This window comes from Streptomyces corallincola (assembly GCF_019104725.1).
Classification (GTDB): Bacteria; Actinomycetota; Actinomycetes; order Streptomycetales; family Streptomycetaceae; genus Streptomyces; species Streptomyces corallincola.
Map to the genome: position 1 here is coordinate 206902 of NZ_JAHRXF010000004.1, position 13940 is coordinate 220841.

Genomic DNA, 13940 nt, shown 5'->3' on the forward strand with positions numbered 1-13940 from the left:
GGCGGGTCACTTGGGCCGGGCGGCGGCCGACCAGATGGTGAACGGGACGCTGTCCGCAGGCGGTCCGTCGAGGCCCTCCAGCGGCAGGGGCTCCAGGGACTTGCCCAGGTCGATGCGGTAGAGGACGACGGAGGTGGTGACGGAGTCGGCGGTGCCGGTGTACCAGGAGGCGGTGTCGTTCTCGGTGGTGCCGTCCTTGCCGGAGACCTCGGAGCCGGGGGGCGCGACGGCGGGGTGGGTGGTGCGCACGGCGTCGGTCAGGGCCTGCTGGACCTGCTGGGCGACGGTCTCGGGGACGGCCCGGCGGGCGCCGGGCACGGGCAGCGGGACGCGGGAGCCGTTGCGGGTGATCCGGCTCACCGAGTACGGCTCGGTGTGGGTGCCACCGGCGGCGAAGGTGGCGTAGCCCCCGGCCATCCGGATGGCGCTCGGGGTGGCGTTGCCCAGCGACATGGCGGGGGTCTGCGGGCCCATGCTGGAGGAGAGCAGCCCGGAGGCGACGGCGGTGGCCCGGACGTTGTCCAGGCCGGTGTCCAGGCCGAGTTGCATGAAGGGGGTGTTGACGGACTTGGCCAGCGCCTGGCCGAGCGGGATCTGCCCGTAGGAGCGTTTGCCGTCGTTGTGGGCGGCGACCTTCTTGCCGCTGCGGTCCCAGTAGGGGCCCTCGGGGGTGCTGACGGGCACGCCGTCGTCGCCGTTGTAGGCGGTGTCCGGGGTGACGGGGGTGGCGGGTCCGCCGCGCGTCTTGTGGACGCCGTGTTCGAGTCCGGCGGCGTAGACGAACGGCAGGAACGCCGAACCGGCCTGCACGGTCGTCGCGTTGGACTCGTTGTAGCCCTGCTTGCGGTGGTCGGGGCCGCCGTAGACGGCGACGATCCTGCCGTCGGCGGTGACCGACGCGGCCCCGTAGTGGGCGTCCTTCGCGGCGTCGGGGTGTGTCTTGGCGGCCTCGGTGCGGGCCTTGGTGACGGCGCCGGTGAGCGCGGCCTCCCGCGTGCGGTCGAAGGTGGTGTAGATCTGGTAGCCGCCGAGGTCGAAGTCGCGGTCGGAGATGTGCGCGGTCTTCTTGGCGTAGCTCTGGGCGAGTTCGACCAGGTAGTCGCTCTGCTTGCCGGTGTCGTAGAGGCGGCCGGTCTTCAGCGGTTCGGGGAACGTCGTGTACCGCGCGCGCTGGGCCGGGGTGAGTTTGCCGATGTCCACCATCCGGTCCAGGATCCACGACCAGCGGGCCACGGCACGCCGGTGGTTGGCGGCGCTGAGGGTGGGGTCGTAGAGTCCGGCGCCCTTGAGCATGGAGGCGAGGACGGCGGCCTGGCTGGCGTTGAGCTTGCTGACGTCCTCGCCGTAGTACGCCTGGGAGGCGCGCTGGATGCCGTAGGTGCCGCGGCCGAACCAGCTGGTGTTGAGGTATCCCTCCAGGATCTGGTCCTTGCTCATCCGGTTGTCCAATTTGAGGGAGATCATCGCCTCGGTGAACTTGCGGCTGACCGTCTGGTTCTGGGTGAGGTAGACGTTCTTGACGTACTGCTGCGTGATGGTGGAGCCGCCCTCGGTGTCGCCCTCGCCGATGGTGCGCCACACGGCGCGGCTGATGCCCTTCACCGAGATGCCGGGGTCGGAGTAGAAGCTCGCGTTCTCGGCGGCGAGTACGGCCCAGCGGACCTGCTCGGGGATGTCCTTGAGCGGCATGTTCTGCCGCTGCACCCATCCCGTACGGGCCATCGGGGTGCCGTCGGACCAGAAGTAGACGTTGTCCTGCTGGGTGGCGAAGGAGTTGAGGTTGGTGGGGATGCCGGTCATCGCGTAGGCGGTGCCGAGGAACACCGCGAGCAGGCCGAACCCGGAGAGGGTGGCGCCGGTCCACTGGCGCCAGGAGGGTATCCAGCGGCGCCAGTCGGCGCGGCCGGGGCGCGGGTACGCGGGCTTGAGGCGGCGGGCGTAGGGAGCGAGCGGGGCGAGTCGCGGGCCGAGGGTGGCGCTGAGGGTGCTCCAGAGGCCGGTGGCGCCGGTGGTGAGGCGTTCGCGCGGGGTGGGGCGGGCGTTGCGCCGCCGTTCGGCGCGGCTGCCGCCGGGCGAGGGCTTCGGGGGCGGCGGGGGAACACGGAGCTGCATGGTGGCGTCGGCGGGGGGTGTCGCGGACGCCGGGGGTATCTCCGGGGTGGCTTCCGAGGCCCGCGGTATTCCGGCGGGGTCGGCCGGTGCGCCGGTCGCGGGTGCGGCTGTGGGCGCGGGGGCGGTGTCGCGTCCGGTGCCGGACATCCGGGCGCGCAGCGTCTCCACGTTGAGCCGCATGGTGGCGTCGGCCGGACGGCGGTCGGGCCGCGGCGGCTCGGGCGCGGTGGGCCGCGGGGCCGGGGACTCCGGGGCAGCGGTCTCCGGGGAGTCCGGGCGCGCCGGGGGCTTCGGACGGGGCGTGGACTCGCCGCGGGGCTCCGCCCGCCGGGTGGGGTCGGCGGAGCCGGGGGTGCCGGACGCGGCCGACTCGGTGCTCCGGGCGCGCTTCTGACGGGCGATGTCGGCGCGCAGGGCGTCCACCTTGAGCTGCATGGTGGAGTCGGCGGGGCGCCGGTCGGGGGTGGACGGCCGACCCTCGTCACCGGACGAACTCACGTCCCCGGAGGGTGAGTTGTCCGACGCGGACGGGCGTGGGGCCGGGGCCGACGGGCGTGGGGCCGGGGTGGACCGCTGGAAGGCGTCGAAGGCGTCGCCCGGCGAAGTCCGGCGCGTACGGCGGCCGGAGCCGGAGTCGGAGCCGAAGCCGGAAGCGGCACCCGCGTCGGCACCGGAACGTGCGTCGGCAACCGAGCCGGCGTCCCGACCCGTGCCGCTGGACGAACCCAGACCCTGGGGCGAACCCGAACCCTGGGGCGAACCCGTAGGGGTCTCGGCACCCACGTCCTTGCCCGCCGCGTCCGCGCGCAGCGCCTCGACGTTCAGGTGCAGGGTCTCGTCGGGAGCCGACGGCCTGTGCTTCTCGGGCCGTTCGGTGTCGTCGCCCTCGCGGCCGTCCGACCGCTTCCACGCGTCGGTCAAGGCTGCGTCTCCCCTCGCACTTGCTTTCCTGGCGCGCGTGGTGGGACTCAGCGGGTGGACACGGCCGCTTGGTCACAGCGGTGCGCGTCCCCCTCCTCCCCCGGTCTTACGGCTCCTCGCGGCTCGGTCAAGTTATCAGCGATCTTTTCTGAATCTCCCCACGAGTATCGTGCAGAAGCGAACACTCATGAAACTTTGAGGCGCTGTGAGCAGCAACACTCCGGCTAGTCTCGGTACATGCCTCGCTACGAGTACCGCTGCCGCACCTGCGGTGACACCTTCGAACTGAACCGTCCGATGGCCGAGTCGGGTTCTCCGGCCGACTGTCCGCAGGGCCACGGAGACACCGTCAAGCTGCTGTCCACGGTCGCCGTGGGCGGTCTGGCCGGTGCCGGGTCCGCCGCCCCCGCGCCCGGTGCGGGCGGCGGGGGCGGGTGTTGCGGCGGCGGCTGCTGCGCCTGACGCCCCCGGGGGACAACCCCGTAGGACCGGACCCCTTACGGGAGCAACCCCGTAGGACCGGGAACCCCTACGGGACCAGCCCTACGGGACCGGAACCCCTACGGGACCAGCCCTGGGGCGGAACCCCTACGGGCCGCGCCCAGGAACTCCCGCACGATGCGCTCCCCGGCGAGTACGCCACGCTCGGGGAGCGCCGTCACGTTCGGCGCCCGCCAGCCGTCGTCCGCGAGTTCGCCGTGGCCGGGCCGCCAGCCCCGGTCGGCCGCGCGCAGCAGGTCGGCGTCGAGCAGCGAGTCACCGGCGGCCAGGGTGAGCCGGGCGCCGGTGCGGCGGGCCACCTCGCGCAGGGCCGCGCTCTTGGTGAGCGGTTTCGGCACGGCGTAGATCTTGCGGCCCTGGAGCGAGACGGTCCAGCCGCGCGGCCCGGCCCAGGCGGCGAGTTCCTTCACCCACTCCTCGGGGAGCAGTTCGCGCTCCACGACGAGGTAGGCGAACAGGTCCTCGGCGGTGCGGTGTTTGCGTACCCACACGGGATCGGCGGTGGTGAGCAGATGCTCGCGGACCTCGTCGAGCGGGGCGCACTCCTCGGCCAGCCGGGCCTGGACGGACGCGTGCCAGTCCCGGTCGGTGACGCCGTCCACCAGCAGGTGCCCGCCATTGGCGCAGATCGCGTACGCGGGCTGGGGTCCGGGCAGGCTGATGCGCTGGTACTGCTTGCGGGTGCGGGTGGTGGCGGGGACGAACACGGCAGCGTCCGCGAGGTCGGTGAGCAGCCGGGCGGCGGTCTCCGTGAGGTACGACAGCGGGCGGCTCTCGTGCACCTCGACGCAGAGCAGCCGGGGTGCCCGCGCGTCCGGCATGGTCAGCGCGAGCGCGGCGGCGGAGTAGATGAGCGTGCGGTCGAGATCGCTGGCGACCAGGACGGGCCCGCCCGGCACGGGAACGCCGCTCACCGCACCGGAATCGGCGCCCGTCGCACCGTTCCTCCCCACCGGGGCACTCGCGCCTTCCCGACCCACCGGGGCACCCGTGCCCCCCTGACCCACAGCCCCGCTCATCCCCGCACCGCCCGTCCGTCGGCGCCGGTCGCGCCCCGTGTGTAGCGGGGGTGGATGATGCCGACGCAGGTGTACGGCAGTGCGTCCACCTCCTCGACGGGCACCCCCCGCTGTTCCGCGAGCAGCCGGACGTGGCCGAGGTCGGCGCCCGCGCCGGTGCGGGCGAGGATCTTCCACGGCACCCGGCGCAGCAGCACGCGGGTGGTCTCCCCGACGCCGGGCTTGACGAGGTTGACGTCGTGGATGCCGTACTCCTCGCTGATCCGCTCGACGGCCCGCCAGCCCTCCCAGGTGGGGGTGCGGTCGGTGTCGCGGAGTTCCTTGACGGAGCTGTCCACCGCGTCGTCCACCTCGGGGAAGCGGGCGGAGACGGCGTCCAGGAAGGCGCCGGAGACGTCCGAACCGGCCAGCTCCCGGTAGAACTTGGCGCCGTGGAAGTCGTCGGGACCGACCAGGTCGGCGCGCAGTACCGTACGTGAGATCAGCCCGGAGACCGTGGAGTTGAGGCAGGCGGAGGGGATGAGGAAGTCCTCCCGGGTGCCGTAGGTGCGCACGCAGGAACCGGGGTCGGCGAGGACGGCGATCTCCGGGTCGAAGCCGGTGACGCCCTCGCGCTCCTCGAACTCCCTCACCGCTTCGGCGAGTTCGCGGGTGATGGCACCCTTGCCGGTCCAGCCGTCCACGAACACCACGTCGTGCGGGTCGTGGTGGGCGGCGAGCCAGCGCAGCGCGGTGGCGTCGATGCCCCGGCCGCGCACGATCGACACGGCGTAGTGCGGGAGTCGGAGCCCGTGCCGGTGCTCGGCCCAGCGGCGCATCAGCACGCCGACCGGGGTGCCCGCGCGGGCCAGCGAGACCAGCACCGGGCGCGGGGAGCGCTCGGCGAGGACGGTCTCGGTGACCACGCCGACCGCGTGCGCGAGGCGGGCGGCGGAGGCGTCCAGGGCGGAGTGGAACAACTCCTGGTAGGCGGCGCTGGGTTGGTACTCGACGGGCAGCGACTCGGCGTAGTGGGCGCCGCCGTTCTGCACGGCCTCCTCGCGTTCCTCGGTCGGCGCCTCCAGGGCCACGTCGGAGAGGTCCTGGAGGAGCCAGCCGACCTCCTCGGGCGCGTAGGAGGAGAAGGCGGGGCCTCTCAGCGGCTCGGGCAGCATGACCGGCCTTCCGTTCGGAACACGGGCGGGTACGGGGGCGGATACGGGGGCGGGCGCACGGTCGGGCGCGGGGGCGTAGGAGGGCACGACCGCGAGCAGGACGTGCGGGGTGTGCGCGGCGAGTACGGCGAGCAGGCCGTCCGGGGCGTGCAGGGCGGGGGTGTCGGCGGTGGAGTCCACCACGGCGACGACGGCGTCGAAGCCGCCGCCCGCGACGTTGTGCGCGTACCGCTCGCCGGGTCCGTCGGCCGGGTCGTCGTGGGCGGGGAAGACCAGCCGGGTGCGTATCGCGTAGCCGGGGTCGTCCACCGCGAGGACGGGTGAGCGGGTGGTGGTGGAGAAGCGGACGTCGGCATGGCCGAGGACGCGCTCCAGTTCCCCGGCGATGCGCAGCGGGGCGTACATCAGCTCCTCGCAGCCGAGCACCAGCACCCGCCGGGCGCCCTCGGGCAGCGCGGCGGTGATCCGGGCGCCCATCGCGGGCAGCGCGGCGTCCAGGCGGGCGCGGTGGGCCGGGGTGAACCCGTGCCGTCCGCCGTCGGGAAGTCCGGCGGGCCAGCCCGGTTCGACGCGCGTGACGCTGCCGTGCGGCTGCTCGGGCCCGGCCGGTGCGCTCCCCTCGTACCGGGCGACCAGTTCCCGTCCCCGCTCCAGCACGTCGGCGGGGAGCCGTACCGTCCCGGAGGCGGCGGCGACGACGTCCACGCGGGTGCCGGTGTCGGCGGCGAAGCGGTCCAGGCGGGCGGTGTCGCCGGGGGCGCGCAGGTCCACCAGGGCGACCACCACGTACCGCGCGCGGGGGTGGCGGGCGTGCAGGTCGCGCAGGGTGTTGAGGACGGTGCTGCCGGTGGAGAACTCGTCGTCCACCAGGACCAGCGGGCCGGGTCCGGCGAGCAGTGCGGGGTCCTCGGGGAGCAGCAGGTGGGAGGTGGCGTGCGAGTGGGACTCCTCGAAGCCGCCCGCCGCTTCGACGCCGGGGACCGGGCGGCGGGTGGAGTGCAGGCAGGCGGCGGCGCCGAGGCCGTCGGCGACGGAGTGGCCGAGGGCGGTGGCGGTCTCCGCGTAGCCGAGGACGACGGCGCGCGCGGCCTCCTCGGGGCCGAGGAGGTCACGGACCCGGCGGCCGAGGCGGACGCCGTGGCCGTGCACGACGGACGGGGTCTGCGGGACGTGCTTGCCGAGGACGTGGGAGACGAGCAGGTGGGCGCGGCGGGGGTTGCGGCGCAGTGCCAGGCCGAGCAGGCCGGGCAGTTCCGGGTCTCCCTCCAGGGCGACACCGAGTCGTTCGGTGACCCAGGTGCCGGTCCAGGGGCGTTCATCGACCGCGTTGTTCATGCGTTCCTCGGGTGGCGGGGGTGTGCCGGGTCAGCCGGTTATACCGGCGGCGAGCAGGTCCACGAAGCCGGTGTCCTCGGCGGCGACGCCGAAGACCTCCGCGCGCAGCAGGGTGCGTTCGGCCCAGGCGCGGTGCGGCTTCACCTCGTTCATCTTGTTCGTGTACGCGGAGCGCAGTACGCCTCCGCCGCCGCGTTCGGGCCGCAGGATGTCCTGGGCGTCGCTGAACTCCTCGTGGCTGACGACGGAGAGGGCGTGCACGGGCAGGACGTGGGAGGGGTGGATGCAGGTCTTGCCGAGCAGCCCGTTGGCCTGGTCGAGGGAGATCTCGCGGAGCAGTCCGTCCAGGGCGTGTTCGATGAGCCGGGTGCGCAGTCCGGGGGCGCGGCCCTCCAGGAAGGGGCTCTGCCGCAGCTGGGGTTTGAACATGCGCTCGGCGGTGCGGAAGTACTCCCAGACGGGGCCGGTGACGGTGAATCCGGTGCCGTCGGCGCGGCCGAGCATGTTGACGACGTCGGCGATGACGGAGGCGACGATCTGGACGTCGTAGGCGGTCATGTCGGGGGCGCGGCGCAGGCCGTAGGAGGAGCAGAAGTCGGTGACGCCGAGGCGGAGGGCGAGGACGCGGTCGCGGTACTTGTCCACGGCGCGGGCGATGCCCTCCAGGGTGTCCACGCGGCTCTCGCGGTAGAGGAGTTCGGGGGATTCGAGGACGGGCATGGCGAAGAGGCGCCGTCCGGCGCGGTTCTCGGCGGCGGTGAGGGCCTCCAGGAAGGGGATGCCGCGTTCCTCGGTGAACTTGGGCAGCACGAACCCGGAGAGCAGGCGGACGGCGGGGCCGAGCCGGGCGACGAGGTCGGGGATCTGCTCGGGGGTGCGGACCCGGACGAACAGCAGGGGCGGTTCGGTGCCGGTGCGGTCCGCGAGGTCGGTGAGCTGGCGGACGAGGTTGGCCTCACCGGCCGGGACGTCGGCGTCGTCGATGGAGTCCTCCAGGCACAGCACCATCGAGACCACGCCGGTGGCGGCGAGTCTGACCACGTCGTCGGCGAGCCGGGGCCGGGTGGCGGGGCTGTAGAGGGTGGCGCCGAGCGCGGCGGAGAGCAGCCGGGCCGGGGAGTCGGCGGTGAAGGCGGCGGGTTCCCGGTGGAACAGGCGCTGCCGCACCTCGGGGGCGATGTACCCGAAATGACGCATGGGACTCCTCGGTGGACCGCCGCTGGTAAGGATTCGGCAAGGTGTGGCCGGTAATAGTACGTAGGTACCCGTGTTCGCAGTTCCCAGCGGACGTGAATTCCCGGTGACCCGGCCGTGTCGGGGCGTGTACCCCCCGCATTGTCGTGGCCAGGACCGAGAGGGCAGGATGACGGCATGACGCACGCGATGCTGAAGGGGTCCAACGTCCCGGTGGAGGCGGGCACGGTGCGTGCCGTGCTGCGCTGGACGCCGGGGCAGGGGGTGCCGGACGTGGACGCGTCGGCGCTGCTGCTGGGCTCGGACGGCCGGGTGCGCTCCGACGAGGACTTCGTCTTCTACAACCAGCCCCGGCATCCCTCGGGGACGGTGTGGCGGCTGGGCAAGAAGCGGGCCGGTGACGCGCTGACCGATGCCGTGCAGGCGGAGCTGACCGGGGTGGAACCGGCCGTGGGCCGGGTGCTGCTGGTCGCGTCGGCGGACGGAGTGCCCTTCGACCGGGTCCGTGACCTCTGCGTCCTGCTGTACGACGCCTCGGGCGACGGGGAGGCGCTGGCGAGCTTCGGGATCACCCCGGAGACGGGCGCGGAGACGGCGCTGATCTGCGGGGAGCTGTACCGGCGCGGGGACGCGTGGAAGTTCCGCGCGCTGGGCGAGGGGTACTCCAACGGGCTGAAGGGGCTCGCCACGGACTTCGGTATCTCGGTGGACGAGTCGGAGGCGGTGGAGGAGCCGCGCCGGGCCCCGGAGCAGACGGCGGCGCATCCGCTTCCCCCGGAGCGGCCCGCGTCGCTGCCCGCCCAGCCGTCCTACGGCTATCCGCAGCCGGCCTCCACCGCGGCGTACGGCTACCCGCAGCCGGACTCGGCGCCGCAGGCTCCCCCGGCCCCGGCGCCCCGGCCCGCGTACGGCTATCCGCAGCCCTCCTACGGTTATCCGCAGCCGGTGCCGCCGCCCCTGGACCCGGAGTTCCGGCTGCCTCCGCAGGGGCCGCAGTTCGTCCGGCGCTGAGGGCGCGGGCGGCTCACGCCTTGGTCTTGTAGCCGCGGCCCCAGGTCAGGCCCCAGCCGTAGAGGTGGTCCAGTTCGCCCTGGAAGCCGTAGACGAACTTGACCTCGCGGCGGACGATCAGTTCGTCCTTGACGTTCTCGATCATCACGACGGCGCAGGACCGGGCCTGCGGGTGCCGTTCGTCGAGGTGGACCTCGATGCGCGGGCCGTTGCTCGGGTACAGGATGACGCTGGCGTGGGTACGGTCGAAGGCGGGCGTCTGGTCGTAGATGTAGACGAAGACCAGCAGCCGCTTGATGGCCTCGCGGTGGTCGAGGTTGACGTACATGGTCTCGCCGGAGCCGGAGCCGAACCGGTCGTCGCCGCTGAGCTTGATGTACGGCGGGGAGTTGACGTCGCCGAGGAGGCCGCCGAGGGGCTGGACGACGCCCTTGGAGCCGTCGGTGAGTTCGTAGAGGCAGCCCAGGTCGAGGTCCACGTCCACCATGCTCTGCCCGTGGCCGAGGATCTCGGGGGGTTTGAGCGCCTTGAAGGGGTGGCGGAGCAGGCTCTCGCGGGCGGTGCCGCCGAAGTCGGAGGTGCGCATCCGCCAGGTCAGGTTGACGCGCAGGTTGCCGGTGGCGGCGCCCTGTTTGGTGAGGGACACCTCCTGGTGCCGCCGGTTCAGTTCGATCGCGTTGCTCGCGGCGCTGCCGGAGTCGAACTCGGCACGCCCGCCGCGCAGCCCGTCGAAGAAGCCCATCTCCCGCCCCCAGGTTCGTCGTGTGGCACAGCGGTCGGGGCGGCAGGGCCCGGGAGCCCGGCCGCCCCGTTGTCCGAAGCGTTCCTCACCGCACGGGGTGTCACACCCCCGAGGAGACCTCCGCCTTGGTGTCGGAGCCGTTCTCCTCGGCGGCGAGCGCCCGGTTGCGGCGCACCGAGGACCAGAACGACCAGGCGATCAGGACCACGCCGACCAGGCCGGTGATCACCTCGTTGATCTCGTACCGGATGGTGACCATGAGGATCACGGCCAGCGCGCCGATCGCGTAGTGGGCGCCGTGCTCCAGGTAGACGTAGTCGTCGAGGGTGCCCTGGCGGACCAGGTACACGGTCAGCGAACGGACGTACATCGCGCCGATGCCGAGGCCGAGCGCCATCAGGACGATGTCGTTGGTGATGGCGAAGGCACCGATCACACCGTCGAAGGAGAAGGAGGCGTCGAGGACCTCCAGGTAGAGGAACATGAAGAACGCGGCCTGTCCGGCCAGCAGCACCGCCGAGCGGGGTTTGCCGCTGCGGGCGGCCTCCTCCTCGGCCTCGCTCTCGCGTTCCTCCTCTTCCTCCAGCTTGTCCTCGAAGTAGCCGGAGAGCCCGCCGACGATCATGTACGTGATCAGACCGGCGATGCCCGCGATGAGGACGGTCTGCGCCTTGTCGGCGTGGCCGCCGCCGTGCTGGTGGGCGTGGGTGGCGACGGTGAAGGACGCCACCAGCAGGACGATCAGCGCGATGCAGACGGACAGCATGTCCACCTTGCCGAGCTTGGCGAGCGGGCGCTCGATCCAGCGCAGCCACTGGATGTCCCGGTCCTCGAAGATGAAGTCCAGGAAGATCATCAGCAGGAACATGCCACCGAAGGCGGCGATCGCCGGGTGGGCGTCGGTGACCAGCTCCTGGTAGCGGTCCTTGTTGTTCAGCGCGAGGTTGACCGCGTCGATCGGATTGAGCTTGGCGGTGACCGCGACGATGACGACGGGGAAGACCAGCCGCATGCCGAAGACCGCGATGAGCACGCCGACGGTGAGGAAGATCTTCTGCCAGAAGGCGTTCATCTTCTTCAGGATTCCGGCGTTGACCACGGCGTTGTCGAACGACAGCGAGATCTCCAGGATGGAGAGGATCGCCACGATGCCGAACGCCTGCCACCCCCCGTAGAAGACGGCCGCGACCAGGCCGATCGCGGTGACCGCGAACGACCAGCCGAACGTTTTCAGAAGCACTGGCTACCCCATCTGATGTGTACGGGACTCCCCCGCGCCGTACGCGGCTTTGCCTAACTTTGACCCCGAGTCTAGAGGGGCCGTCCGCGGCCGCCCGAGGGGGCTTCAGGAAACGTTGACGCCGAAGTCCAGGGCGATGCCCCGCAGGCCCGACGCGTACCCCTGGCCGACCGCGCGGAACTTCCACTCGCTCTGGTACCGGTACAGCTCGCCGAAGATCATCGCCGTCTCGGTGGAGGCGTCCTCGCTGAGGTCGTACCGCGCGAGTTCCTGGCCGTCGGCCTGGTTGACCACGCGGATGAAGGCGTTGGAGACCTGCCCGAAGGTCTGGCCGCGTTCGTCGGCCATGTGGATGGAGACGGGGAAGACGACCTTCTCCACCCGGTCCGGGACCCGTGAGAGGTCCACGAGGATCGACTCGTCGTCGCCCTCGCCCTCACCGGTGAGGTTGTCGCCGGTGTGCTCGACCGAGCCGTCGGGGCTGGTGAGCTGGTTGTAGAACACGAACCACTCGTCGCCGAGCACCCGGTTCCCGGCGCCGCACAGCAGGGCGCTGGCGTCCAGGTCGAAGGGGGCGCCGGTGGTGGACCGCGCGTCCCAGCCCAGGCCGATCATGACGTTGGTGAGGTTCGGTGCGGCCTTGGAAAGGGAGACGTTGCCTCCCTTGGCGAGCGTGACGCCCATGTGGTCCTCCCCTTGAGGTGCTTCCCTGTTGTCCTGCGCGTCCGGCGCCGCCCGTAAACGGTGCGGCGCCGGACATCGGGTGGTGCGGACGGGTCAGACGTTGACCCCGAAGTCCTGCGCGATGCCGCGCAGGCCCGAGGCGTACCCCTGCCCGATGGCGCGGAACTTCCACTCCGCGCCGTTGCGGTACAGCTCCCCGAAGACCATCGCGGTCTCGGTGGAGGCGTCCTCGCTGAGGTCGTACCGCGCGATCTCCTGCTGGTTGGCCTGGTTGACGACGCGGATGAACGCGTTGCGCACCTGGCCGAAGGACTGCTGGCGGTTCTCGGCGTCGTAGATCGACACCGGGAAGACGATCTTGTCCACCTCGGCCGGGACACCCGCGAGGTTGACCTTGATCGCCTCGTCGTCGCCCTCGCCCTCACCGGTGGTGTTGTCACCGGTGTGCTCGACCGAGCCGTCGGGGCTCTTGAGGTTGTTGAAGAAGACGAAGTTCTGGTCGCTGGTGACCTTGCCCGCGTTGTTCAGCAGGAGGGCGCTGGCGTCCAGGTCGAAGTCCGTGCCGGTCGTGGTGCGCACGTCCCATCCCAGGCCGACGATGACGGCGGTCAGGCCCGGAGCCTCCTTCGACAGCGATACGTTGCCGCCCTTGCTGAGGCTGACTCCCACGGGTCCTCCAGATGGTGTTCAGGGGCAGGGTGCCCCGTCGTGCTTCGGATACGGGATCAACGTGCCGATCGTAGTGACGGGTTCCCGCCCGCCGCGGACTCCGCGCCCGCGACATCCGCGGGCGCCGGTCCGGCGGGCGCTCACAGCGTGTCGAGCGCCTTCACGTACTCACCGAGGTCGCGCGCGTCGGGCAGGCCGTTGAGCACCGTCCAGCGCACCACGCCCTCCTTGTCGATGACGAAGGTGCCCCGCAGCGCGCAGCCCTTGTCCTCGTCGAAGACGCCGTAGGCGCGCGAGACGTCGCCGTGCGGCCAGAAGTCGGAGAGCAGCGGGTACTCCAGGCCCTCCTGCTCGCCGAAGACGCGCAGGGTGTGGATGGAGTCGTTGGAGACCGCGAGGAGCTGGGTGTCCCGGTCCGCGAACTGCGGCAGGTTGTCGCGCAGCTCGCACAGCTCGCCGGTGCACACGCCGGTGAAGGCGAAGGGGTAGAAGAGCAGGACCACGTTCTTCTCGCCGCGGAAGTCGGAGAGCTTCACGGTGCGGCCGTGGTTGTCCTTGAGCTCGAAGTCGGGCGCCTTGTCTCCGACCTGGATCGCCATCGTCGTGCTTCCCTTCGGTGGGCTGTCGGGGGGTGAGCGCGGCAGACGCTCGCACCCACCCTACGCAGCCGTCACCGCGCGGCCACCGCGGGATCACGGATCACGGACGGCCGGGGAGCACGGGGGGGGCCGGGGGTGCCGGACGGACCGGGTGACCGGTCCGTCCGGGTGCCGGGTCTTCGGCGGGTGCGGGCTACCGCTTGCCGCCCGACTTGGCGGCCTTCGGCGTCGCCAGACGCGAGCCGCTCCAGTCCTTGCCCACACTGACGCTCTTGGCCGCCGTCAGTCCTGCGGTCGTCGCGGCCTCCGAGATGTCACTCGGCTCCACGTACCCCGAGCGGCCGGTCTTCGGCGTGAGCAGCAGGATGGTGCCGCCCTCCTCGATGTACGTGGTGGCATCGACGAGCGAGTCGGTCAGGTCGCCGTCGTCGTCACGGAACCACAGCACGACTGCGTCGGCCACGTCGTCGTAGTCCTCGTCCATGAGGTCGCCCTCAACGGCTTCCTCGATGGCCTCGCGGAGTTCCTGATCGACGTCGTCGTCGTAGCCGATCTCCTGGACCACCTGTCCGGGCTGGAATCCCAGCCTGCCGGCCGGGTTAGTCCGCTCCTCCGCGTGGTCCGCGGTCGCGCTCACGGGTTGCCTCCTGATCATGTCTTGGTGAATGTCCCCGGCCTCGCGCGTGCGCGGGCCGTGGCCGTAGTCCACACGGGCGGGACGGATCGCGCAAGTACCCGGCGGTCCGGACCGCCGAAACG

The 13940-nt window shown here is 71.8% G+C and carries 12 protein-coding genes; 2 read left to right on the forward strand and 10 right to left on the reverse strand.

Annotation, left to right across the window (positions count from 1 at the left end; genetic code table 11):
* Nucleotides 1-6: 6 nt before the first annotated feature.
* Entirely contained in the window at nt 7-2112 is a 2106-nt protein-coding gene (locus KUM39_RS05235; RefSeq protein ID WP_246619649.1) for a transglycosylase domain-containing protein, read from the reverse strand.
* Nucleotides 2113-3270: 1158 nt separating this feature from the next.
* On the opposite strand from KUM39_RS05235, the gene KUM39_RS05240 reads away from it, so the two are divergent.
* Entirely contained in the window at nt 3271-3495 is a 225-nt protein-coding gene (locus KUM39_RS05240) for an FmdB family zinc ribbon protein (RefSeq protein ID WP_217784181.1), read from the forward strand.
* Between the two features lie 98 nt (nt 3496-3593).
* Here KUM39_RS05240 and KUM39_RS05245 read toward each other — a convergent pair whose 3' ends face one another.
* The 3 genes from KUM39_RS05245 to KUM39_RS05255 form a co-directional block, all read right to left on the reverse strand.
* Nucleotides 3594-4433, reverse strand: coding sequence for an HAD family hydrolase (locus KUM39_RS05245; RefSeq protein WP_217784241.1), 840 nt, complete (start codon nt 4431-4433; stop codon nt 3594-3596).
* Nucleotides 4434-4549: 116 nt separating this feature from the next.
* The gene (locus KUM39_RS05250) at nt 4550-7042 is read right to left on the reverse strand and encodes a phosphoribosyltransferase (protein ID WP_217784182.1); all 2493 of its coding nucleotides are present in this window, start codon (nt 7040-7042) and stop codon (nt 4550-4552) included.
* 30 nt (nt 7043-7072) lie between these two features.
* Nucleotides 7073-8239: an HpcH/HpaI aldolase/citrate lyase family protein gene (locus tag KUM39_RS05255; protein ID WP_217784183.1), complete on the reverse strand. Its 1167-nt coding sequence runs from the start codon at nt 8237-8239 to the stop codon at nt 7073-7075.
* A 174-nt stretch (nt 8240-8413) separates the two neighbouring features.
* Between KUM39_RS05255 and KUM39_RS05260 the strand changes: the two genes are divergently transcribed.
* Nucleotides 8414-9247: a TerD family protein gene (locus KUM39_RS05260; RefSeq protein ID WP_217784184.1), complete on the forward strand. Its 834-nt coding sequence runs from the start codon at nt 8414-8416 to the stop codon at nt 9245-9247.
* 13 nt (nt 9248-9260) lie between these two features.
* On the opposite strand, the gene KUM39_RS05265 is transcribed toward KUM39_RS05260, so the two are convergent.
* The 6 genes from KUM39_RS05265 to KUM39_RS05290 all read right to left on the reverse strand — a co-directional run bounded on the left by KUM39_RS05265 (nt 9261) and on the right by KUM39_RS05290 (nt 13818).
* A complete protein-coding gene (locus KUM39_RS05265; RefSeq protein ID WP_217784185.1) occupies nt 9261-9989 on the reverse strand; it encodes a TerD family protein in 729 nt (242 codons plus the stop codon).
* Nucleotides 9990-10089: 100 nt separating this feature from the next.
* Nucleotides 10090-11229, reverse strand: a complete 1140-nt coding sequence (locus tag KUM39_RS05270) for a DUF475 domain-containing protein (RefSeq protein WP_217784186.1) — start codon at nt 11227-11229, stop codon at nt 10090-10092.
* Between the two features lie 105 nt (nt 11230-11334).
* On the reverse strand, nt 11335-11913 hold the full coding sequence (locus KUM39_RS05275; protein WP_217784187.1) for a TerD family protein: 579 nt from the start codon (nt 11911-11913) through the stop codon (nt 11335-11337).
* Nucleotides 11914-12006: 93 nt separating this feature from the next.
* Nucleotides 12007-12582, reverse strand: coding sequence for a TerD family protein (locus KUM39_RS05280; RefSeq protein WP_217784188.1), 576 nt, complete (start codon nt 12580-12582; stop codon nt 12007-12009).
* Nucleotides 12583-12722: 140 nt separating this feature from the next.
* Complete coding sequence (locus tag KUM39_RS05285) at nt 12723-13181, reverse strand: peroxiredoxin (RefSeq protein ID WP_217784189.1); 459 nt, start codon at nt 13179-13181, stop codon at nt 12723-12725.
* Nucleotides 13182-13374: 193 nt separating this feature from the next.
* On the reverse strand, nt 13375-13818 hold the full coding sequence (locus tag KUM39_RS05290) for a DUF3052 domain-containing protein (RefSeq protein ID WP_217784190.1): 444 nt from the start codon (nt 13816-13818) through the stop codon (nt 13375-13377).
* Nucleotides 13819-13940: the final 122 nt, after the last annotated feature.